This is a genomic window from Bradyrhizobium sp. SPXBL-04 (assembly GCF_051853035.1).
In the GTDB taxonomy this organism is placed as follows: domain Bacteria; phylum Pseudomonadota; class Alphaproteobacteria; order Rhizobiales; family Xanthobacteraceae; genus Bradyrhizobium; species Bradyrhizobium zhanjiangense.
Genome location: NZ_CP182472.1, coordinates 4,707,435 through 4,726,829, shown reverse-complemented (window position 1 = coordinate 4,726,829; position 19,395 = coordinate 4,707,435). Strand labels below are relative to the sequence as shown.

Here is a 19,395-nt window from a genome sequence, read left to right as displayed (position 1 = left end):
CAAGGACAACAAATTACAGATCGAATACGATTCCTTTTCGGGGATTCCGCCTAACGCCCGCTTAATTTGCTGTTTTGCGGATTGCCTAAATGATAGTCACCTCGTGCCGCCAGGGTGGCTCATCCACCGCTTTGTGCCTGGTGACCGTTGCAAAATCCGGCGGCTTGCCGGCCAATCCGCCAGTGACCCGGACGCCTTGCGTGTTCGTCCGGCCCCCCGAGTTCCCAAGATCGCTCTCGAATCATGACGCCACCCGCCACTGCCTTGCCCCTCGAAGCGCCCCAGGCGTTCCTGGGGGTGACGCGCTCGCTCACCGACAAGCTCTGGCGTGACCGGCTCGACGGGCGCGGGGCGGCCAAGGCACTTGCCATCGTGCAGCGCCACCAATTGCCGGAGCTGCTGGCGCGGGTGCTGGCCGGCCGTGGCGTCGACATCGATACCGTGCCGGACTTCCTCGATCCGACCATCCGAAAACTGCTGCCGGACCCGTTCACGGTGACGGAGATGGAAGCCGCTGCCCAGCGGATCGCGGATGCCGCAACAAAGGGCGAGAAGGTCGCGATCTTCGGCGATTACGACGTCGACGGCGCGACATCGGCGGCTCTGCTCGCCTGGCATCTACGCCATTGCGGCCTCGATCCGCTGATCCACATTCCCGACCGCATCTTCGAGGGCTACGGCCCGAACACCGAAGCGGTGCGCGCGCTCGCTGCGAAGGGCGCGACGCTGCTTGTCACCGTCGATTGCGGCACCACCAGCATCGAGCCATTGGCTGAGGCGAAGCGCCTCGGCATGTCCGTCGTCGTGATCGACCACCACCAATGCGGCCTCGATCTGCCCGAGGTCGATGCGCTGGTCAATCCGAACCGCTCTGACGATCTGTCGGGCCTTGGCCATCTCGCCGCCGTTGGCCTCGTGCTAGTGACGCTGGTCGCCGTCAATCGCGAGCTGCGCCAGCGCGGTTTCTGGCGCGCCGAGATGCCCGAGCCCGATCTGCTCGGCATGCTGCATCACGTCGCACTCGGCACCGTCGCCGACGTCGCCCCGCTGATCGGTCTCAACCGCGCCTTCGTCGCAAAAGGGTTGATCGCGATGCGGCGGCGCGACCATGTCGGCCATACTGCGCTGATGGATGTGGCGCGGCTCAACGGCCCGCCGGAGGCGTGGCATCTCGGCTTCATGCTGGGGCCGCGCGTCAATGCCGGCGGCCGCATCGGCCGTGCCGATCTCGGCGTGCGGCTCTTGCTCGAAGGCGACAGCGTCGAGGCCGCGCGCATCGCCGCCGAGCTCGACCGCCTCAACAGCGAGCGCCGCATCATCGAGCAGGCGGCGGAAGCTCAGGCGGAAGCCGAGGCGATCGCCTCGATAGGGCTGGAAGACAAGCTCGGCGTGATCGTCACGGCCTCCGAAGGCTGGCATCCCGGCGTGGTCGGCCTCGTCGCCTCCCGGTTGAAGGAGAAGTTTTCGCGGCCTGCTTTTGCCATCGCGCTCGAGCCCGGCGGCATCGGCACCGGCTCGGGCCGCTCGATCGCCGGCGTCGATCTCGGCAAGGCGGTGCGGCAGGCGGTTGCTGATGGCATTCTGCTCAAGGGCGGCGGCCACGCGATGGCTGCGGGCGTGACGCTGCGCAAGGAGAAGCTCGCCGAATTCCGCGCCTATCTGGAGAACGCGCTGGCGCGCGATGTCGCGGAGGCGCGGCACGTCAACGAGCTCTATGTCGACGGCGCGGTCTCCGCGCGCGCCGTGACGCCGGAGCTTGCGACCACCCTCAACCGCGCCGGCCCGTTCGGCAGTGGCAATCCGGAGCCGGTGCTGGCCTTGCCAGCGCACCAGCTCGTCTATGCCGACGAGGTCGGGCAGGCGCACTTGAGGCTGCGCTTCAAATCCGGCGACGGCGCCATCGTCAACGGCATCGCGTTCCGTTCGGTCGGCCAGGAGCTCGGCAATGCGCTGCTCGCCAACCGCGGTCAGCAAATGCATGTCGCGGGATCATTGTCGATCGATCGCTACCAGGGCGTCGAGCGTGTGCAATTCCGCGTGGTCGACGTCGCGCTACCGGACCAGGGGCCATCCGTGATCAGATAGCGGCCGCAAACAACAAAAAAGAAAGGGAGTGAACATGGTAGGGCAGGTTGAGGGCAAGATCGCGCTGGTGACGGGCGGCGCCTCCGGCATCGGTGAGGCCATCGTCGAGCTGTTCGCGCGCGAGGGCGCCACCGTTATTGCAACCGACATCGACGAGCTGCGCGGCCCCGAGCTCGCCAAGCGCATCACCAAGGCCGGCGGCAAGGCAATTTTCCTGGAGCAGGATGTCACCAGCGAGGAACGCTGGATCGAGGTCGTCGCCGAGGTCGAAAATCGCTATGGCCGGCTCGACGTCATGGTCTCCAATGCCGGCATCGGCATCTCTGTCCCTTCAATCGTCGATATGACGCTGGCCGACTGGCGCAAGCAGAACGCGATCAACCTCGATGGCGTGTTCCTTTCGGTCAAGCACTGCCTGCCCTTGATGCGTAGGACCGGTGGCGGCTCGATCGTGATGATGTCGTCACTGGCGGGCCTGCGCGGTGCACCCGGGCTGTCGGCCTATTCGGCCACCAAGGGTGGCGTGCGGCTGTTTGCGAAATCGATCGCGATGGAGTGCGCGGCGGCCGGCGACGGCATCCGCGTCAACTCGGTGCATCCCGGCATCATCGACACGCCGATCTGGGGCAAGATCCCGACCGGCGCGACCGGTGCCGGCCAGAACGCGCCGATTGATCCGGAGGAGCGCGCCAAGGTCGCAACGCCGCTGGGCCGTGCCGGCCAGGCGGCGGAGATCGCCTCTGGCGTGCTGTATCTGGCCTCCGATGCCTCGCGTTATGTCACCGGCAGCGAGCTCGTCATCGACGGCGGCATGAATGCCGGCGGCGTGCCACGGCGCGCCTGAGCCGCGCAGGGCAGGGTGGCGGTCGCAGGGGCTGACGCGCAGGCGCAGCCCCTGTACAACGCAAGAAGCTTCCGACCGACAGAGGTGTCCTTCGCTATGGCGCACAGCCTTCACGCTTCCTCATCCGCGCCCCATCGTTCGAACCGACCGGACCTCGCCACCGATGCGATCCGCACCGCGCGCGAGGATCTTGCCGCCTGCTTCCGCATGGCCGCGCGCAACGGTTTTGAGGAAGGCATCTGCAATCACTTCTCGGCCGTGGTGCCGGGGCATGACGATCTCTTCCTGGTCAACCCCTATGGCTACGCCTTCCGCGAGCTGACCGCGTCAAAGCTGCTGATCTGCGACTTCCACGGCAACGTGCTCGACGGCGAGGGCGTGCCCGAGGCGACCGCCTTCTACATCCATGCCGAGATGCACAAGCGCCTGCCGCGCGCCAAGGTCGCCTTCCATACGCACATGCCCTATGCGACGGCGCTCTCGATGACCGAGGGCGAGCCCCTGATCTGGGCTGGCCAGACCGCCCTGAAATTCTACGGCCGCACCGCGGTCGACCGCGACTATAACGGCCTCGCGCTCGACAACCGCGAAGGCGCGCGGATCGCCTCCGCCGTCGGTGATGCCGACATCGTCTTCATGAAGCATCACGGCGTGATGGTGCTGGCCCCGACCATCGCTGAAGCCTGGGACGATCTTTATTACCTTGAACGCGCAGCCGAGGTGCAGGTGCTGGCGATGTCGACCGGACGAAAAGTGCTGCCGGTCGATCCCGCGGTTGCGGCCGAAACCTACAGGCAGATGCGCGAAGGTGATACCGAATCCGCGCGGCTGCATCTCGCCGCCATCCGCCGCCAACTCGACGCGGAAGAGCCGCAGTACCGGCACTGAGGTGGCCTACGACCCCTGCCGCAGCTTCGCCAGAACCTTCAGCCCGCCGTATCCGTCCGCCGGCGTGATGCCCGCGCGCTGCTGAAAATCCTTGACCGCTTTCATCGTGTCGTTGCCGACGCGGCCGTCGGTGCCGCCGGTGTCGAAGCCGGCCTTGGTCAGGCGCGTCTGCATCTCCTGCACCTCGGCGAGCGTCAGCGCCCGTTCGGAGCCGGGGAAGGGCTGGATGAAGGGAGGCGCGCCCAGGCAACGGTCGCCGAGATGGCAGATCGCGAGCGCATAGTTCATCGAGGGATTGTAGCTCTTCACCGAGTAGAAATTTGATCCGAGCAGGAAGCTCGGTCCGCCCGTAACAGGCGTCCACAGCTGCGCGGTGGCGTTCGGCTGTGGGAATGGCTGGCCGTCGGCACGGGTGACACCGGCCGACGCCCAAGCGGCGTAGGTGCGGTTACCGCTCATGTTGCCGGGCGCGCGCACCTCATAGCCCCAATGCTCGCCGCGATGCCACTTGCCACGATTGACGAGATATTTTGCGGTCGAGCCCAGTGCATCATCGGGCTTGCCGAAGGGTGAGACCTTGCCGTCGCCATCATAGTCGATGCCGACATTGAGCCAGACTTCCGGCATCCATTGCGAATGGCCCATTGCACCGGCCCAGGATCCCTGCATCTGCTCCGGCGTGCTCCAGCCCTTGTCGACGATGCGCAGCGCGTTGATCAGCTCGGTCTCCCAATAGGCCTTGCGCCGCGGTTCGTTCCAGGCGAGCGCGGCGAGCGAGGGAAACACCGGCGTCATATGGTTCTGCTGCACCAGCGGATCGCCATAGGCGGACTCGACGCCCCACAAAGCCAGCAGCGTGCCGCGCTCGACGCCGAAATCGCGCTCGATGCGCGCAAACAGCGCTTCGTTGTTCTTCAGCGCGATCTTGCCGTTGATGATGCGCCAGTCGGAGACGCGGCGGTTGATGTATTGCCAGACCTGCTCGTGGAATTCGGGCTGGTTGCGCATTTGCTTGAACACGCTCATGTCGGGCTCGACCCGCGCCATCGCGCGCTGCCAAGTCGCGGCCGAAATGCCCTTGGCCATCGCCCGTGCGCGAAAGGCTTCGCGCCATTCGTCGAAGCCTGGCGGCGCGGCGAGAGCGCGTTTCGGGACTGCAAGCAACGCCGCTGCAGCGAACGTCGAGTGGAGCAGAGCGCGGCGCGTTGGATGGGATGAGGAATCAGCGTGCGTCATGGGCACATTCTAGCCCGAAACATGGCGCGCGTGAGTCGGTTCCTGACCCCTGATTTCCGCACGGCCGGATCAGCCGTTCCGTCGGAACAAACTGTCGCAGTCCTGCATTCCTCCACGACAATGAGGAGGAGAAGATGAGGAAATATCCGGCCGCCATAGCAATCGGGGTGGAATGAAGATTCACGCACATCCGGAAAGCCATGTCGTCGAGCTCGACGACGGATCGCAATGGCAGATCTTTCCCGGCGATCTTGCAACCACGCTGAGCTGGAAGCCCGAAACCGATCTGCACCTGGAGCCTAGCCGTGACCGGGTGAGTTCGCACGTGCTGGTCAATGCCGCGGACCGAACCCGCGTGCGGGTGATTGCCGCAGGCGAATCCTGGCCCGACGGTGAGGTCAAGAATGTGTTGAAGGGCGGCTAGTCCTCCTGCAACTCGGCCGCGATGCCGGCGAGCCAGCGCCGGATCGTGGTTTCCGCCTTGCCATCCAAACCCAGAGCAAGGCGCTTCTCCAATTCGATCACCCGCTCGCGGCAAGCCTTCAGCAGCGTCGCGCCCCGCGGCGTCAGCGTCCATTGCTGAATGCGGCCGTGGACCGGATGCGGCGTCATCGCGATCGCACCGTCGCGTTCGAGGTTGCGAATGATGACGCCAACGGTCTGGGGGGTCAGGAAGGTGAGGCGGGCGACGTCGGCGCCGGACAGGCCAGGATAGGCGTTGAGCATGGTCAGCACCGCAAATTGCGGCGAGGTCACGCCGAGATCGGCGAGGGTGCGCTCCATTTTCAGCCGGACAGCGGCGTGAGCCTGGCGCAGGAGGTAGCCGAGATAGCCTTGCTCGCCGCGTTTGCCTTCGCCAGGCGCAGGAATACGCACGGCGCCGTCGTCGGCAGGTGCGGGCGCAGAGCGCGCGGTTTTCGATCCTGTGATGGCAGCGGTCTTGCGTGACATATCAGAGCTCTTATAAGATATCAGAACACTTACAATAATACGAGGTGAACCGCAATGTCACACGCCCGCAGCGAATACGAGGATTTCAAGCGCCTGGCGCCCGACGTCTATGATGTGGTGCTGGCGCTCGGTCAGCTTGCCGCCAAGGCCGGCCTCGACAAGCAACTCATCGAGCTCGTCAAGCTGCGCGCATCGCAGATCAACGGCTGTGCCTTCTGCTTGCAGCATCACGTCCTGCTGTCGGAACGGATCGGCCTTCCCGTCGACAAGCTCCATCTGGTTGCCGTCTGGCGCGAGACGCCGATCTTTTCCGCGCGCGAGCGCGCGGCGCTGGCCTGGGCGGAGGCGTTGACGCTGCTCCCCGGTGGCGTCAGCGAGGAGGTCTATTCGGAGGCAACGCGGGAATTCTCCGAAACCGAGCTGACTTACCTGACCTCGGCCGTCGCCTCGATCAACGTCTGGAACCGGTTTGGTGCGGCCTATCGCTGGACGCCGGCCAAGCGGCCAGCAGCCGCGACTGCTGCGGCATCCTGATCAAGCTGAGGGGAGGTCACGATGACAGCGATGAGTGTTTCCGCCGTGCAGCGTCCGACGCCCTCACGTTCGACGGCGCTCGCGGTCGTGGCAGGGCTTGCCTGCCCGCTTGCGATCGGCAAGGCGCTGCCGGTGACGATCGACAGTGTATCAGGCGCGCTGGCGCCGCTCTGCGCCACCGCTGCGGAGAGTTCGCCGCTCGACAAGGTCGAGCCGATCGGTTCCTACGCGCTACCGAACGTCCCTGGCAAGCGCGTCACCATCGTGCGCGTATCCTACGGTCCGGGCGGTTTCTCGCGGCCACATCGTCACGCAGGCTCGGTGACGGCCTATATCACCAAGGGCGAGATCCGCTCGCAACTCGGCGGCGGCCCGGTCGAGACGTTCAGCGTCGGCCAGTCTTTCTTCGAGCCGCCGGGCTCGACGCATCTGGTATCCGCCAATGCCAGCGCAACCGAGCCGGCAGAGTTGATCGCGGTGTTCGTGGCGGATGAGGGTGCGCAGCTGACAACGTATTTGGAGTAATGCCTCAACGTCGTCCCGGCCCCCCGCGCGCAATTGCGCGCTAGGCCGGGACGGCACCGAATGTGTGGTGAGAGCAATCCGTTTGCACGAGTTGCTCAATTCTCCTCGCCGCTCGATCCCTCGCGCAGGTCCGGCTTGATCACGTCCTCGGGCAGCGTGTGTGCAACGGGCTGCGGAGCGCCTGCGATCTCCGGGCCGACCTCGCGGCCGCGGGCGCGGATCAGGCGCTCATAGGCCGAGACCAGCGTGATGTAGGGGCTGACCCAGATCCAGCCGTCGCGGGTGAACACCTGCACATCGAAGTGCAGATGCATCGAGGTGCCAGCGGGATGGTCGAGATAGTTCGAGACCACGCCGATCTTCTCGCCTTCGCTGACGATGCGGCCGTTGACGAGGCCACCGGCGTTCATCGCCTGCGGGTTCATGTGCATGTAGCGGAATCGGATGTGTTCGGTCCGGCTGTTGACTTGCAGCGTCGCGGCCTGGTCCTTGGCGTTGCGGATCACGATCGCGTCGCGCACGGCGACGACACCGCGCTGCTTGGGATCGCAGGGCTCGCGCCCTTCTCCGGGCGGCGGGCAATCGGCGGCGCGAATGTCCTCGCCCTGGTGGCCGTATCCGCCGGCGCACTGCCAGACCTCGAAGCTGCGGGACTCGCAGAAATTGTCGCGCCAGGGATAGACGGTCGGGTCGTCGCTCTTGTCACGCTTGCTGTAGGATTGCGAGCGTACGAAGGCCGGCGTCTTTTCGAGCGGAAAGCGGATCTGCGCATATGCCATCACGTCGGGATGGCCGCCTTGCTTGCGATAACCCGTATTCGGGATGATGTCGCCGCTCGGCCGATAGCTGAAATCCGGCGAACGCGCGGCAGGACGATCGAGGATGTTGGAGGCAACATCCATCAGAGGCCGCATCCGTTGCCCCCCGGCGACCCGCAGCGTCTTCAGGAAGCGTTCTGCGACCGGATAGGCTTCCTTGCAGGCGAGCCGCCGCGGTTTTGCGACGCTGTCGAGGCACTGGACCGACACCACATAGGCGACACCGAAACGCGTGAAGGCGTAACGCACATAGCCTTCCCTGATGAACCTGCGCAGGTCCGGATAAAGCGTTGTGAGAGGTTTGATCAGCTCGCCCTTCCCGCCTGAGGGATCGGCGATGTCATAGACGAGCGCCGATCCCGTGATCTGCACCTCGACCGGCCTTGCAAACACCCGGCTCGGCATGCCTTCGCCGGCGCCAGGTTCGAACGAGAAGGTCGCGCTGTAGCCGGCGGGACCGGCGTCGAACATGTCGACGGGATTGAAGTCAGCCTGGTAGCGCGACAGCGCTGTTGTAGCCGGCGCACCGTTGCGCTGCGCCTCGAGATACGCGGCGGCGTCGAACGGCAGCAGCACGGGCACGGGGCTGCGGGCGATACCGGTGAAGAATTGCGAGGAGATCGCGTTGAGCTGCACCAGCGCAGGCATCGCGCGCGGATCAAAGCGCGGCACCGAACGGCGGGGTGCGAAAATGAAATCGTCCGCGACGCGGGGACGAGTGGTGATCTCGGAGCGGAGTTGGTCCAGCGCTGCGCGCCAATCGACGCGCAGGGCCGTGAGCGAGGGGCTGCGGAATTCATCCGCAGCCAGCGGGGTGGCAATGAGGAGCGAAAGCGACGCCAGAAGTTGCGAGACGAAGCGGAAACCGTTCCCAACCACTGTCTCGCCCCCCGGCGGCACCTGTTGCGATCGCTCTGTTCCCCGTTAGTCCTTGGCGCGCTCGGCGTAGGAGCCGTCTTCGGTCATCACCACGACGCGGGTGCCGACCGTGATGTGCGGCGGCACGGTGGTGCGCACGCCGTTGGAGAGCACCGCAGGCTTGTAGGAGGAGGAGGCGGTCTGGCCCTTGGTCACGGGCTCGGTGTCGACCACTTCCAGCGTCACGCGCTGCGGCAGCGCGATCGACACCGGGTTGGTGTCGTGCATGGACAGCTTGACCGTCATGCTCTCCTGAAGATACGCAGCGGCGTCGCCTACGACGTCCTTGGAGACCTGGACCTGGTCGTAGGTCTCCGGGTTCATGAAGTGGTAGCCGTCACCGTCCTCATAGAGGTAGGTGTAGTTGCGCTCTTCGATCGTGGCCTTTTCGACCTGGTCGGTGGTCTTGTAGCGCTCGGAGATCTTTACCCCGTCCGAGATTCGGCGCATTTCGATCTGGCTGACCGGGGTTCCCTTGCCGGGATGGATGTTCTCGGCGCTCACGACGACATAAAGCTTGCCGTCTTGCTCGATCACGTTGCCCTTGCGAATAGAACTGGCGATGACTCTCAAAGCTGTATTTCCTGCTTGCTTGGCCCGGCACCGGCCAGGACGTGGTCAAATCGATGGGGGACTTGGGGCCTCAAATCAGACCTCGGCGCCCGTTTCGGGCCGCAACATACTGATTTTGCCGTTGGATGCCAGCACTTTGCTGTTCCGAGGGGCGGTCGATTAATGACTGGGGACAAGCCGATTTCGCCGTTCTGGTCGACCGAGCGGCACCTCGACCGGCGGCCGTTCCTCCAGGCCAGGGGGGCCATTACCGGGGCTCTACGGGGATTTTTCGCCGAGCAGGGCTTCGTCGAGGTCGAAACCTCCGTCCTGCAGGTCTCGCCCGGCAATGAGACCCATCTGCACGCCGCCCGGACCGAGATCATGCGGCCAGACGGCAGCCGTGCGAGCCGCTACCTGCGAACCTCGCCGGAGTTCGCCTGCAAAAAGCTACTGGCGGCGGGCGAGACGCGGATTTTCGAGTTTGCCCGGGTGTTCCGGGACCGCGAGCGCGGCGACCTGCATCTACCCGAATTCACCATGCTGGAATGGTACAGGGCAGGCGCCCCCTATGACGCGATCATGGCGGATACCGTCGTCATCATCGCCCGCGCGGCGCAGGTGACCGGCATAGGGACCTTTTCGTTCCGGGGCCGGACCGCCGATCCCTTCGCCGAGCCGGAGCTTGTGACGGTCGCCGGCGCCTTTGAGCGCTTCGCCGGCATCGACCTGCTGTCGACAATCTCGGGCGGCGAGGGTAACCGTGCCGCGCTTGCCGTGGCCGCCGGCGGGCAGGTCCGTGTGGCCGAGGATGACACCTGGTCTGACATCTTCAGCAAGGTTCTGGTCGAGCATGTCGAGCCGCAGCTGGGGCAGGGCCGTTTGACCATTCTGTTCGAATACCCATCTCCAGAGGCGGCGCTGGCACGGGTGAAGGCGGACGATCCCAGGGTCGCCGAGCGGTTCGAGGTGTATGCCTGCGGCGTCGAGCTCGCCAACGGTTTTGGCGAACTCACCGACGCCGAGGAGCAGCGCAAGCGCTTCACGGAATCGATGGCGGAGAAGCAGCGCCGCTACGGCGAGGCCTATCCTCTGGACGAGGACTTTCTGGCCGCAGTCGCCGCAATGCCGGAGGCGAGCGGCGTCGCGCTCGGTTTCGACCGGTTGGTCATGCTGGCGAGCGGCGCATCGCGAATTGATCAGGTGGTCTGGACACCGCCTGTAAATGAAACGCTAAGTGAGACATGAGGACGACAAATCTTGCACGCACCTTGCGCGAGCCGGCCGAGCTCGTCGCCGAAGGTCTGGCGCCCGCAGCGACGCTGCCGGCGCTCGAACGCGTTGCTGCGCGCTATGCGGTGGCGATCACGCCGGCGCTGGTCGAGTTGATCGACACCGCCGATCCCGAGGATCCCATCGCACGGCAGTTCGTTCCGACCGCAGCCGAGCTGGACGCGCAGCCGGGCGAAAATGCCGACCCGATCGGCGATCATCCTCACTCGCCGGTTCCCGGAATCGTGCATCGCTATCCCGATCGCGTGCTGTTCAAGCTCGTTCACGTCTGTGCGGTCTATTGCCGCTTCTGCTTCCGCCGCGAGATGGTCGGGCCCGGCAAGGAGAACGCACTCTCGGACAGCGCCTATCGTGCGGCGATCGACTACATCCGCGCGCATAGCGAAATCTGGGAGGTGATCCTGACCGGCGGCGATCCCCTGATGCTGTCGCCGCGCCGCATGAGCGAGATCATGGCCGATCTGGCCGCGATCGATCACGTCAAGATCATCCGTCTTCACACCCGCGTGCCCGTGGCCGACCCCGCGCGCATCAGCGACGAGATGGTCGCCGCGCTCAAGGTCGACGGAGCGACCACCTGGGTCGCGTTGCATGCCAACCATGCGCGGGAACTGACCACTACGGCGCGTGCCGCCTGCGCGCGGCTCGTCGACGCGGGCATTCCCATGGTGAGCCAGTCCGTGCTTTTGCGCGGCGTCAATGACAGCGTCACCGCTTTGTCGGATTTGATGCGAGCTTTCGTCGAATGCCGGATCAAGCCCTATTACCTGCATCACGGCGATCTCGCGCCGGGCACTGTGCATCTGCGAACGACGCTAGCGCAGGGACAGGAGTTGATGCGGCAGTTGCGCGGGCGGGTGTCAGGGTTGTGTCAGCCTGACTATGTCATCGATATTCCCGGCGGCGCCGGCAAGTCGCCGGTCGGACCGAATTATGTGTCGGTGGCACAAAATACCGCAGGTGATGCGCGTGAAGCGGGAGCCGAAACGCGCTATCGTATCGTGGACTATTGCGGCGACGTTCATCTCTATCCGCCCGAAACCTGAGCGGTGTTGGAGCGTGCGCCGGCTGAGAATGGAGAGGCGGACATGAAAAAGATCATGGTGGCAGCATCGCTCGTGGTCTTGCTCGGGGGCGGGGCGGTTGCACAGACCGGCGGCTCCAAAGGATCGACATCGGGCGGCGCGACCCCTGGAACGGTGTTGCCGGCCCCCGTCGGTCACCGCCAGCCGCGCGCGGCCGACGTGCCGAGCGAGAAGAATCTGAGCAATCCGAATACTCCCGCGAATAAGGAAGACGCTGAGCTCGATCGCAAGATCAAGAGTATCTGCCGCGGCTGCTGATCTCTCTCACCTCTCCCCGCTGGGGAGAGGTGAGGAACTGAGCAAGCGACTGACACTTCGCCTCGTCACGCCTCAGGCCGATCGCTCGTGCAGCCCTGCGCGCTGGGTGTTGCGCCGGATCTCGACCGCGTCGGCGAGCTGCTCGAGCACGCCCGCCGTGGTCGCCCAGTCGATACAGCCATCGGTGATGCTCTGGCCGTAGGTGAGCGGCTTGCCGGGCACTACGTCCTGACGGCCGGCGACGAGATTGCTCTCGATCATCACGCCCATGATGCGGTTCTCGCCGCCTGAGATCTGGCCGGCAATATCGGTCATCACCAGCGGCTGGTTCTCCGGCTTCTTGCTCGAATTGGCGTGGCTCGCATCCACCATCACGAGCGGCGCGACGCCCGATTTGGTCAGCTCGTTACAAGCGGCCGCGACGCTTGCCGTGTCATAGTTCGGCTTGCTGCCGCCGCGCAGGATGATGTGGCAGTCCTCGTTGCCCGCGGTCGAGGCGATCGCCGAACGGCCGAGCTTGGTCACCGCCATGAAATGATGCGGATGCGAGGCCGACTTCACCGCGTCCGCTGCGATCCGCACGTTGCCGTCGGTGCCGTTCTTGAAGCCGACCGGGCAGGACAGTCCCGACGCCAGCTCGCGATGGATCTGGCTCTCGGTCGTACGCGCGCCGATCGCTGCCCATGACACGAGGTCGGCGATGTATTGCGGCGTCGTCATGTCCAGGAATTCGGTGCCGGCGGGCAGGCCGAGATTGTTCACCGCCGACAGCACGTTGCGCGCCAGCCGCAGGCCCTTGTTGATGTCGAAGCTGCCGTCGAGATCGGGATCGTTGATCAGGCCCTTCCAGCCGACCGTGGTGCGCGGCTTCTCGAAATAGACCCGCATCACGATCTCGAGCTGGTCGGCGAGGTCCTCGCGCAAGTGTGCGAGGCGCTCGGCGTAGTCGAGCGCGGCCTTGGGATCATGCACCGAGCACGGGCCAACCACGACCAGCAGGCGGTCGTCCTGGCCGTTGAGGATCGCATGGATGGCGTTACGCGCCGCCATCACCACACGCGTCGCGGTGAGCGTGCGCGGGACTTCCCGCATCACCTCTTCCGGCGTGTTCAGCTCTTTCAGTTCGCGGATACGAAGATCGTCGGTCGTGCTCAGCACGGCGGGCTCCTGTCTGTGTTTAGAACCTGCCGGCCCAATAAAAAAGCCGCCAGGTCTGGCGGCTTGTTCGGACGTTTGCTGCAATGTGTCAGATTGAGCGCGATCCTCCCGCCGCCAGCGAGCTGTCGTAGCTAAAGTACCAAAAATAGCTGGTGGCGACGGTGATCATGGCAGGCCATATAGCGCGCCGTTGGCGGGTTGTCACCCCCAAACGGCACAAGACGCGACGAGGCGTCTCAAGTGTTGCTCTTGCGTGCCGCCAGGGCCATGCCGATCAGGGTGGCGCCGCCGAACAGCAGATTGATACCGACGAGGACGCCGATCGCCCATTCCGCCGAGCTCGGGAGGCCGGCGATCACCATGAAGGAGATCGCGATGTCGACGAAGCCCGCGATCAGGAGCCACGACCAGCGGCTGCTCAGTTCGCGGCGGTGCTCCAGCGCATACATGATGGTGGCGACGCCTTCGGCGAGAAAGTAGGCACCGAGCACGATGGTCAGCGTCAGCACCGCCTGGATCGGTCGGGCCAGCAGAATTCCGCCGGCGAGCACCGCCAGCGCGGCGGAGATCAGCGACCACCAGAAGCCCGGCGTGCTGCGCGCCCAGTAAGTCACGATCAATCCGCCGATGCCGCTGATCAGGAACATCCAGCCGAGGAAGATCGCCGTCGCAAGGCTCGCGAGCGGCGGCAGGATCAGCGCGGCAATGCCGAGTACGGCGAGCAGGATTCCTTCGAACAGAAAGGCCTTCCAATGCTCCTTGACTGCCTGGCTCATCGCGGACTGCATCCGTGAAAACTCCTCGGGCGATGTCATCGGCAGGCTCCAGAACGAGAGGGCTGGGTTCAATCTAGTATGCGTGCGGCGCGCTCGCCATCCCGCGGGCTCAACCGCCGCCGGGCGCCGATGAAAAACCTTCCGCGCTGGTGCGGATGCGGTTGCGGCCGAGAATGTAGATTGCGGTCGTGACAATCAGAAGTGCAAGACCAAGCAGGATCGAGACGAAGCCGATCGGGATCAGGGCCAGCGTCAGATTGCGCTCGGGATTGATCAGCCAGTGATGGATCGAGGTCAGCACGAAGGCAAGGCCGAGAAAGCCGATGCCGCCGCCGGCAAGCAGCAGCGCCCACATCCGGCGCAGCTGGCTGAGCCGCTCCCGCGCAATATCGGTCCGGGGCGCGTGGTGGCGCGCGACCCGCCGGACCAGACGGATGGCGAAGGCGATCGAGCTGAAGCCGATCAACAGGCTCGCTGCGCCGAGCCACATCCGGAGCGTCGGGTCCAGATCCGGCATGCGCTGCAGGGTCAGCAGCGGGAAATCGAATGCCGAATGCAACGCGAGCGGGCCCGCGAAGATCAGCAGGCGGCTGGACAGGCGGGCCCAGTCGCGATTGTGGCGGTTGGCGCCCAGCGCCGTGCCGGCCCGAGCGATGGTGAGGTACGCGCCCGCGATGATGCCGAGCGCGCCATGGAAGGGCACCGTCAGCACGCTGCGCAGGGCGGCCAGCGAGCGCCACATCTCGGCATGCTGCACGAGGTAGGCGAGGTTCTCATAAGCGGCAAAGCCGAGGCCGACCGCGGCGCCATAGACCACCGTGTCCATCGGATTGGCGAAAGTCCGCCGCTTGGTCGAGGAGATCACTACGATGGCGATCACCTTGACGGCTTCCTCGGGCAGCGCGACGCCGAAGACCGAATGCATGGCGAGCGCGGCCCAGGGGTCGGCGGGCGCTGCGATCATCCTGGAGAAGGGGGCGCGGGCGAGGCCCAGCAGCGAAATACTGGCCGCGCCGAGCAGGAAGGCGGTCCAGACCTGGGCGGGCGGCCCTGGGCGCTCCTCGGCGGCAATAACGAGCCACAGCATCAGCAGCGCCGGGGCAATGGCGGCAGTTCCGATGACGGTGGGTAATGATTCAATCAGGTACATCGGCGCCGAAAATAGGTTCCCTTGATCCGCTAATCTACGTCCACCGATGCGACCATGTGTCATGAGCCTGCTGTCGCTTCGCTTAACAAGCGCGACAGCCGGCGTTCATAGGGGCGCCGCCGAACGTCAAAGACGTGCGCAATCAATTGCATGACAGAACCTGTTCGTCACCAATGGCAACAATCGGGCGCCGTCATCTGGACTGATTGATAAGCCAGATCAAGGGAATGCGGAGGTTTCTTCGATTCACATGCACGCGGGGCCGCGAAGGCGACCATCGCCCCAGCAACGGCGTTTCCCGCGTTCAGTGGGTGCTGAACGGCAGCGCGCTGGGGGCGATATCGAAGGCCCCGAGATGAAATTCCCCGCCGATGGGGGCGTCCGGCTCTGCCGGTTGCTCCAGCAGCGTGAACGCGGCCTGCGGATATTGCTTCCAGATCTCGAGATCGCCGGCGGTGATGGTGAGCCAGCCGAAGGTGTACATGTAGCGTCCGGGCTCGGTGACCCGGCCGACCCTGTCCCAAGTGATCTTATCAACTGTGATCTTGTCGACTGCCATTCGGTCCCCCGATCGCAAGTCTGCAAAAGATGACATCAGGCGCGTGGCGCAGGCCCATAAGCTGATCCCGCATTGGGGCCGCGATAGGGCAGCGATTTTTCTCAGGCCGACTGCAGCAAGGGCGTGCGGACAATCAGCCGGACGAGGTCGTCCCGGGACTGCTTCTCGGCGAATTTGACCGCAAAGCCGTGGCCGAACTTACGGATCACGCGGCCGACGCAGGCGCCGACTGCAAGCGGGGTTCCGACCGGCGGATCGTATTCGCATGAGATCGCGACGCCGGCCGTGGAGACGTCGATGATGAAGCACGGATGGGTGCTGCCGTCGGCGAGCGTCAGGAACGTGTGTGAGACCTGCGGAACGAAACGCGCATCGCGCCGCAGCTCCTGGACGCTGGCGTCCTTCTGCTTCTTCTCGAGCCAGGTCAGCTTTTCAGACATCCAGGCGCGCCGCGCCCGCGTCATGTCGAGCTCCATCAGGAAGCCCGACTTCAGCGTCGCGCTGATCGTGCACTGGAATTCGCCGAAATCCTCGAAGTAGGAGGTGACGCGCTCGCCGACCTTGCCGACGACAGGCACGTCCACGATCATGCGGAAGGGTGAGACGCGCTTGGTCCGGCAGGCGAAGCTGCGGAGCTTGCCCTCGCAATCGTACCACCGCGGCAGCGAGTAGCTGCCGCTCACGGTGACGTCCACTGCACGTTGCCTGAGGAACTCTGCGACGGACATGAAGTGCCAATGATGTTGGGGATTGCTTCCGTAGTTCCACGGTAGCAGTCAAATTCTAAGCAAATGATACCGGCACTCAGGAGCAGGGGTAAATTTCCGGTAAACGCGCGGTCCCGGCCTTCGCGATAAGTCGCTGCGCAAATTCACAACGAAAAAAGGCGAGGTCGCGCACTCAGTGCGGAGCGCTATTTGACCTAGGGCTGGAACCTAATCCCGACATTAGGCGTTCGTTTTCGGGAATGAGCAGCGCCGTCGCCCCGGCGCAGCAAGCGCCGAGGCCGAGGTTTGAGCTTGCGCGGGGAGAACGCTCATGAGACTTACCCTTTCAGTCATCAAGGCTGACATTGGCTCCGTCGGCGGACATACGAAGCCGTCGACACGCATGATGGCGGCCGTCGAGGGCGAGGTCGCCAAGGCGATCTGCAATGGCCTGTTGATCGATGGTTTTGTCTGCCACACCGGCGACGACATTGCGATCATCATGACGCACACACGGGGCGAGGGGAGCTCCGAGATCCATCAATTCGCCTGGAAGGCATTTCTCGCGGCCACTTCAGTTGCGAAGACTTCCGGTCTCTATGGCGCCGGCCAGGATCTTCTCGCAGATGCACCTTCAGGAAACATTCGCGGTGCCGGGCCGGGCGTCGCCGAGCTCAGCTTCGACCACAGCCTCTCGAGTCCGAGACCCGCGGAGTCCTTCATGGTGTTCGCCGCCGACAAGTGCGGCCCCGGCGCCTACAACCTGCCGCTCTACCTCGCCTTCGCCGATCCCATGTATTGCGCTGGGCTGATGCTGCCGCCGATGATCAGGGGCTTCCGTTTCCATGTCATCGACATGGATCACACCGCTGGCGACAGCGTGATCGAACTCGACGCGCCCGCGGACAATTACCACATTGCCGCGCTGCTTCGCGACAACGAGCGCTTTGGCATTGATCGCATCGTTTCTCAAACCTATGGCGAGGTTGCCGCCGCCGTGTCGGCGCAGCGTCTTCACGCGATCGCAGGCAAGTACACCGGCAAGGATGATCCGGTCGCGATCATCAGGAACCAGGGAATTTTTCCCGCGCCCGAGGAAATCGTCTCTCCCTTCGCCAAGGCACACTTCGTGGGTGGCGATGCGCGCGGCTCGCATGTGATGCCGCTGATGCCCGTCCCGATCAATACACCGGTGACTGGCATGTACTGCCTGCCGATCGTTTCCTGCGTCGGTTTTTCGATCGACAAGGAAGGCCGCTTTTCCGAGTCCTATACCGATTTCTTCGACAATCCAGCGTGGGACGAGGTACGCCGGCGCGCGCAAAGCAAGGCAATCGAGATGCGCAGCCAAGGCTGGTCCGGCGCTGCAATGCTGCCCTATTCCGAATTGGAGTATGGCGGCTTCCGCGACACCGTATCCGCACTCCTGAAGCGTTTCCGCCTGCGCGAGGAGCGCAAGCCGGAAGCGGCCGCGTAGAGAACGTGTGACGCAGGCGCTATTGCGACATGCCATACTGGGAGGTGGGGCGTGACGAGGAAACGCATCGGCATTCTCACCGGCGGCGGCGACGTCCCCGGTCTCAACGCAATCATCAAGACGGTGACCTATCGCGGGACCGAGGACGACATCGAGGTCATCGGTCTCCGCCGCGGTTGGGAGGCCCTCACGCACCTGAACCTCGACGACCCCGCCAGCAAATCCCACTACCTCATCCCACTCAACCGCGAAAACACGCGCATCATCGATCGACGCGGCGGCACCGTGCTGCACTCGAGCCGCACCAATCCCTCCAAAATGAAAAAGCTGCCGGATCATCTGGCTGGCCAAGACCTTCCAATGTCGGAGAGTACCAAGGGCGGCGTCGCAACCAAGAGCTGGGACGTCACCAGCCGGGTACTGGCGAACCTGTCGGGGCTCGGCATCGAACACCTCATCGCCATCGGTGGTGACGACACGCTAAGTTATGCGGACAAGCTCAGCGGACTCGGCGTGAAGATCATCGCCATCCCGAAGACGATGGACAACGACGTCCGCAACACCGAATATTGCATCGGCTTCTCGACCGCGATCACCCGCGCCAGCGATGCCGTCCAGCGCCAGCGCACCACTATCGGCTCACACGAGCGAATTGGCATTTTCCGCATCTTTGGCCGCGATGCCGGATTTACGGCACTCTACACTGCCTACGCGACCTCGATCCGATGCGTGATCCCGGAGTACAAAGTCAATCTCGACAAGCTGATCCGTTTGCTGCTCGAGGAGAAACGCGCCAACCCAAGCAACTACGCGCTGATCGTGCTGAGCGAAGGCGCCCAGTGGGAGGGCTACAAGATGCAGGAATACGGCGAACCGGACGCCTACGGTCACCGCAAAAGGACGAACGTGGCCGAAGCCCTTGCCGACGAGATCAAGGGGCGCGCCGGCGAGGAGACCATCGTCTCTGATCTCACTTACGATCTGCGATCGGGCGATCCTGATTTCATCGACAAGCTCGTCGCCCTGACTTTTGGCAACATGGCCTATGATGCCATTCTGGAAGGCAAGTCCGGCCTGATGTCAGCGCTGGTCGAGGGCCGCTATGACCTTGTGCCTATCCCTGACGCCAGGCTCGGGCCGCGCAAACTCGACGTCGCCAGTACATACAACACGGAGCGGTACCGTCCTCTCTATTCCAACAAGCGGGGGCTGCCGATCTTCCTCAACCGCGCGTCTTGAGCGGGATAGTGGTTTGTCAATCGCGCAAAAAGCGACCAAATCAAAGATATCTTGGAAATGTGGCGCTCCCTAGCGGAATCGAACCGCTCTCTCCACCGTGAAAGGGTGGCGTCCTAACCGATAGACGAAGGGAGCAAACGCAGGGCCCCGCCGCTTTCCGCGGCACGGCCGCTGGCCGGCCGAACAGTGCCCGGCGGCTTGCAGCGGGCGAACGTATAGTGGCCTTTGCGCTCCCGGGCAAGCCGTTCGGGAACGGTCTTTTGCCCCCGGTGGACAAGCGTCGGCCCCGGAATCATCCGGGGGCGAATTCAACGCTTTCTTAGGGTTCCCTGGGTAGCGCTG

The 19,395-nt window shown here is 64.4% G+C and carries 20 protein-coding genes and 1 tRNA gene; 11 read left to right on the top strand and 10 right to left on the bottom strand.

Annotated elements, in window-relative coordinates; all coding sequences use genetic code 11:
• Positions 1-243: 243 nt before the first annotated feature.
• The 3 genes from recJ (at position 244) to ACNJX8_RS22410 (ending at position 3,817) form a co-directional block, all read left to right on the top strand.
• Positions 244-2,085 (top strand): single-stranded-DNA-specific exonuclease RecJ, encoded by a 1,842-nt coding sequence (gene recJ / locus ACNJX8_RS22420; protein WP_439356780.1) that lies wholly within the window; start codon positions 244-246, stop codon positions 2,083-2,085.
• Positions 2,086-2,119: 34 nt separating this feature from the next.
• Positions 2,120-2,929, top strand: coding sequence for an SDR family NAD(P)-dependent oxidoreductase (locus ACNJX8_RS22415; RefSeq protein ID WP_439356779.1), 810 nt, complete (start codon positions 2,120-2,122; stop codon positions 2,927-2,929).
• Positions 2,930-3,025: 96 nt separating this feature from the next.
• Positions 3,026-3,817 (top strand): aldolase, encoded by a 792-nt coding sequence (locus ACNJX8_RS22410; protein ID WP_164935127.1) that lies wholly within the window; start codon positions 3,026-3,028, stop codon positions 3,815-3,817.
• A 6-nt stretch (positions 3,818-3,823) separates the two neighbouring features.
• On the opposite strand, the gene ACNJX8_RS22405 is transcribed toward ACNJX8_RS22410, so the two are convergent.
• Complete coding sequence (locus tag ACNJX8_RS22405; protein ID WP_249761382.1) at positions 3,824-5,053, bottom strand: lytic murein transglycosylase; 1,230 nt, start codon at positions 5,051-5,053, stop codon at positions 3,824-3,826.
• A 172-nt stretch (positions 5,054-5,225) separates the two neighbouring features.
• Between ACNJX8_RS22405 and ACNJX8_RS22400 the strand changes: the two genes are divergently transcribed.
• Positions 5,226-5,477, top strand: coding sequence for a hypothetical protein (locus ACNJX8_RS22400; protein ID WP_128934051.1), 252 nt, complete (start codon positions 5,226-5,228; stop codon positions 5,475-5,477).
• On the opposite strand, the gene ACNJX8_RS22395 is transcribed toward ACNJX8_RS22400, so the two are convergent.
• Positions 5,474-6,004 carry a MarR family winged helix-turn-helix transcriptional regulator gene (locus ACNJX8_RS22395; protein WP_439356778.1) on the bottom strand — a complete coding sequence of 177 codons (531 nt, stop codon included), beginning with the start codon at positions 6,002-6,004 and terminating at the stop codon, positions 5,474-5,476. The two genes, ACNJX8_RS22400 and ACNJX8_RS22395, sit on opposite strands and share 4 nt — an antisense overlap.
• A gap of 54 nt (positions 6,005-6,058) precedes the next feature.
• On the opposite strand from ACNJX8_RS22395, the gene ACNJX8_RS22390 reads away from it, so the two are divergent.
• Both ACNJX8_RS22390 and ACNJX8_RS22385 read left to right on the top strand, forming a co-directional pair.
• Positions 6,059-6,538, top strand: coding sequence for a carboxymuconolactone decarboxylase family protein (locus ACNJX8_RS22390; RefSeq protein ID WP_439356777.1), 480 nt, complete (start codon positions 6,059-6,061; stop codon positions 6,536-6,538).
• A gap of 21 nt (positions 6,539-6,559) precedes the next feature.
• Positions 6,560-7,063, top strand: coding sequence for a cupin domain-containing protein (locus ACNJX8_RS22385; protein WP_128943495.1), 504 nt, complete (start codon positions 6,560-6,562; stop codon positions 7,061-7,063).
• Between the two features lie 95 nt (positions 7,064-7,158).
• Here the strand turns inward: ACNJX8_RS22385 and ACNJX8_RS22380 are convergent, their stop codons facing one another.
• Complete coding sequence (locus ACNJX8_RS22380; RefSeq protein ID WP_439356776.1) at positions 7,159-8,781, bottom strand: M23 family peptidase; 1,623 nt, start codon at positions 8,779-8,781, stop codon at positions 7,159-7,161.
• A 24-nt stretch (positions 8,782-8,805) separates the two neighbouring features.
• Positions 8,806-9,372, bottom strand: coding sequence for an elongation factor P (efp, locus tag ACNJX8_RS22375; RefSeq protein ID WP_028177546.1), 567 nt, complete (start codon positions 9,370-9,372; stop codon positions 8,806-8,808).
• Positions 9,373-9,534: 162 nt separating this feature from the next.
• On the opposite strand from efp, the gene epmA reads away from it, so the two are divergent.
• The 3 genes from epmA to ACNJX8_RS22360 are packed head-to-tail and all read left to right on the top strand — an operon-like array spanning position 9,535 to position 11,987.
• Positions 9,535-10,599, top strand: a complete 1,065-nt coding sequence (gene epmA, locus ACNJX8_RS22370) for an EF-P lysine aminoacylase EpmA (RefSeq protein ID WP_439356775.1) — start codon at positions 9,535-9,537, stop codon at positions 10,597-10,599.
• Positions 10,596-11,690 (top strand): lysine-2,3-aminomutase-like protein, encoded by a 1,095-nt coding sequence (locus ACNJX8_RS22365; protein WP_439356774.1) that lies wholly within the window; start codon positions 10,596-10,598, stop codon positions 11,688-11,690. The genes epmA and ACNJX8_RS22365 overlap by 4 nt, the downstream gene beginning before the upstream one ends.
• Positions 11,691-11,732: 42 nt before the next feature.
• Positions 11,733-11,987 carry a hypothetical protein gene (locus ACNJX8_RS22360; protein WP_128934044.1) on the top strand — a complete coding sequence of 85 codons (255 nt, stop codon included), beginning with the start codon at positions 11,733-11,735 and terminating at the stop codon, positions 11,985-11,987.
• A 72-nt stretch (positions 11,988-12,059) separates the two neighbouring features.
• Here ACNJX8_RS22360 and ACNJX8_RS22355 read toward each other — a convergent pair whose 3' ends face one another.
• The 5 genes from ACNJX8_RS22355 to ACNJX8_RS22335 form a co-directional block, all read right to left on the bottom strand.
• The gene (locus ACNJX8_RS22355) at positions 12,060-13,145 is read right to left on the bottom strand and encodes a 3-deoxy-7-phosphoheptulonate synthase (protein WP_439356773.1); all 1,086 of its coding nucleotides are present in this window, start codon (positions 13,143-13,145) and stop codon (positions 12,060-12,062) included.
• 236 nt (positions 13,146-13,381) lie between these two features.
• Positions 13,382-13,960: an HdeD family acid-resistance protein gene (locus tag ACNJX8_RS22350; protein WP_128934042.1), complete on the bottom strand. Its 579-nt coding sequence runs from the start codon at positions 13,958-13,960 to the stop codon at positions 13,382-13,384.
• A 70-nt stretch (positions 13,961-14,030) separates the two neighbouring features.
• Positions 14,031-15,071 (bottom strand): PrsW family glutamic-type intramembrane protease, encoded by a 1,041-nt coding sequence (locus ACNJX8_RS22345; protein WP_439356772.1) that lies wholly within the window; start codon positions 15,069-15,071, stop codon positions 14,031-14,033.
• A 304-nt stretch (positions 15,072-15,375) separates the two neighbouring features.
• Positions 15,376-15,630 (bottom strand): hypothetical protein, encoded by a 255-nt coding sequence (locus ACNJX8_RS22340; protein WP_370987421.1) that lies wholly within the window; start codon positions 15,628-15,630, stop codon positions 15,376-15,378.
• Positions 15,631-15,731: 101 nt separating this feature from the next.
• Positions 15,732-16,358 carry a PilZ domain-containing protein gene (locus tag ACNJX8_RS22335; RefSeq protein WP_439356771.1) on the bottom strand — a complete coding sequence of 209 codons (627 nt, stop codon included), beginning with the start codon at positions 16,356-16,358 and terminating at the stop codon, positions 15,732-15,734.
• Positions 16,359-16,668: 310 nt separating this feature from the next.
• Between ACNJX8_RS22335 and ACNJX8_RS22330 the strand changes: the two genes are divergently transcribed.
• Together ACNJX8_RS22330 and ACNJX8_RS22325 are read left to right on the top strand one after the other, a co-directional pair.
• A complete protein-coding gene (locus ACNJX8_RS22330) occupies positions 16,669-17,814 on the top strand; it encodes a fructose-1,6-bisphosphatase (protein ID WP_091887857.1) in 1,146 nt (381 codons plus the stop codon).
• A gap of 51 nt (positions 17,815-17,865) precedes the next feature.
• Positions 17,866-19,053 (top strand): 6-phosphofructokinase, encoded by a 1,188-nt coding sequence (locus ACNJX8_RS22325; protein WP_439356770.1) that lies wholly within the window; start codon positions 17,866-17,868, stop codon positions 19,051-19,053.
• Positions 19,054-19,113: 60 nt separating this feature from the next.
• Here ACNJX8_RS22325 and ACNJX8_RS22320 read toward each other — a convergent pair.
• Positions 19,114-19,188: transfer RNA gene (locus ACNJX8_RS22320), tRNA-Glu, on the bottom strand.
• Positions 19,189-19,395 lie beyond the last annotated feature (207 nt).

What these genes read in the sequence shown, in the direction of transcription:
- recJ (WP_439356780.1), top strand. Translation starts at nt 244, where the DNA reads ATGACGCCACCCGCCACTGCCTTGCCCCTCGAAGCGCCCCAGGCGTTC.
- ACNJX8_RS22415 (WP_439356779.1), top strand. Translation starts at nt 2,120, where the DNA reads ATGGTAGGGCAGGTTGAGGGCAAGATCGCGCTGGTGACGGGCGGCGCC.
- ACNJX8_RS22410 (WP_164935127.1), top strand. Translation starts at nt 3,026, where the DNA reads ATGGCGCACAGCCTTCACGCTTCCTCATCCGCGCCCCATCGTTCGAAC.
- ACNJX8_RS22405 (WP_249761382.1), bottom strand. Translation starts at nt 5,053, where the DNA reads ATGACGCACGCTGATTCCTCATCCCATCCAACGCGCCGCGCTCTGCTC.
- ACNJX8_RS22400 (WP_128934051.1), top strand. Translation starts at nt 5,226, where the DNA reads ATGAAGATTCACGCACATCCGGAAAGCCATGTCGTCGAGCTCGACGAC.
- ACNJX8_RS22395 (WP_439356778.1), bottom strand. Translation starts at nt 6,004, where the DNA reads ATGTCACGCAAGACCGCTGCCATCACAGGATCGAAAACCGCGCGCTCT.
- ACNJX8_RS22390 (WP_439356777.1), top strand. Translation starts at nt 6,059, where the DNA reads ATGTCACACGCCCGCAGCGAATACGAGGATTTCAAGCGCCTGGCGCCC.
- ACNJX8_RS22385 (WP_128943495.1), top strand. Translation starts at nt 6,560, where the DNA reads ATGACAGCGATGAGTGTTTCCGCCGTGCAGCGTCCGACGCCCTCACGT.
- epmA (WP_439356775.1), top strand. Translation starts at nt 9,535, where the DNA reads ATGACTGGGGACAAGCCGATTTCGCCGTTCTGGTCGACCGAGCGGCAC.
- ACNJX8_RS22365 (WP_439356774.1), top strand. Translation starts at nt 10,596, where the DNA reads ATGAGGACGACAAATCTTGCACGCACCTTGCGCGAGCCGGCCGAGCTC.
- ACNJX8_RS22360 (WP_128934044.1), top strand. Translation starts at nt 11,733, where the DNA reads ATGAAAAAGATCATGGTGGCAGCATCGCTCGTGGTCTTGCTCGGGGGC.
- ACNJX8_RS22350 (WP_128934042.1), bottom strand. Translation starts at nt 13,960, where the DNA reads ATGACATCGCCCGAGGAGTTTTCACGGATGCAGTCCGCGATGAGCCAG.
- ACNJX8_RS22345 (WP_439356772.1), bottom strand. Translation starts at nt 15,071, where the DNA reads ATGTACCTGATTGAATCATTACCCACCGTCATCGGAACTGCCGCCATT.
- ACNJX8_RS22340 (WP_370987421.1), bottom strand. Translation starts at nt 15,630, where the DNA reads ATGGCAGTCGACAAGATCACAGTTGATAAGATCACTTGGGACAGGGTC.
- ACNJX8_RS22335 (WP_439356771.1), bottom strand. Translation starts at nt 16,358, where the DNA reads ATGTCCGTCGCAGAGTTCCTCAGGCAACGTGCAGTGGACGTCACCGTG.
- ACNJX8_RS22330 (WP_091887857.1), top strand. Translation starts at nt 16,669, where the DNA reads ATGAGACTTACCCTTTCAGTCATCAAGGCTGACATTGGCTCCGTCGGC.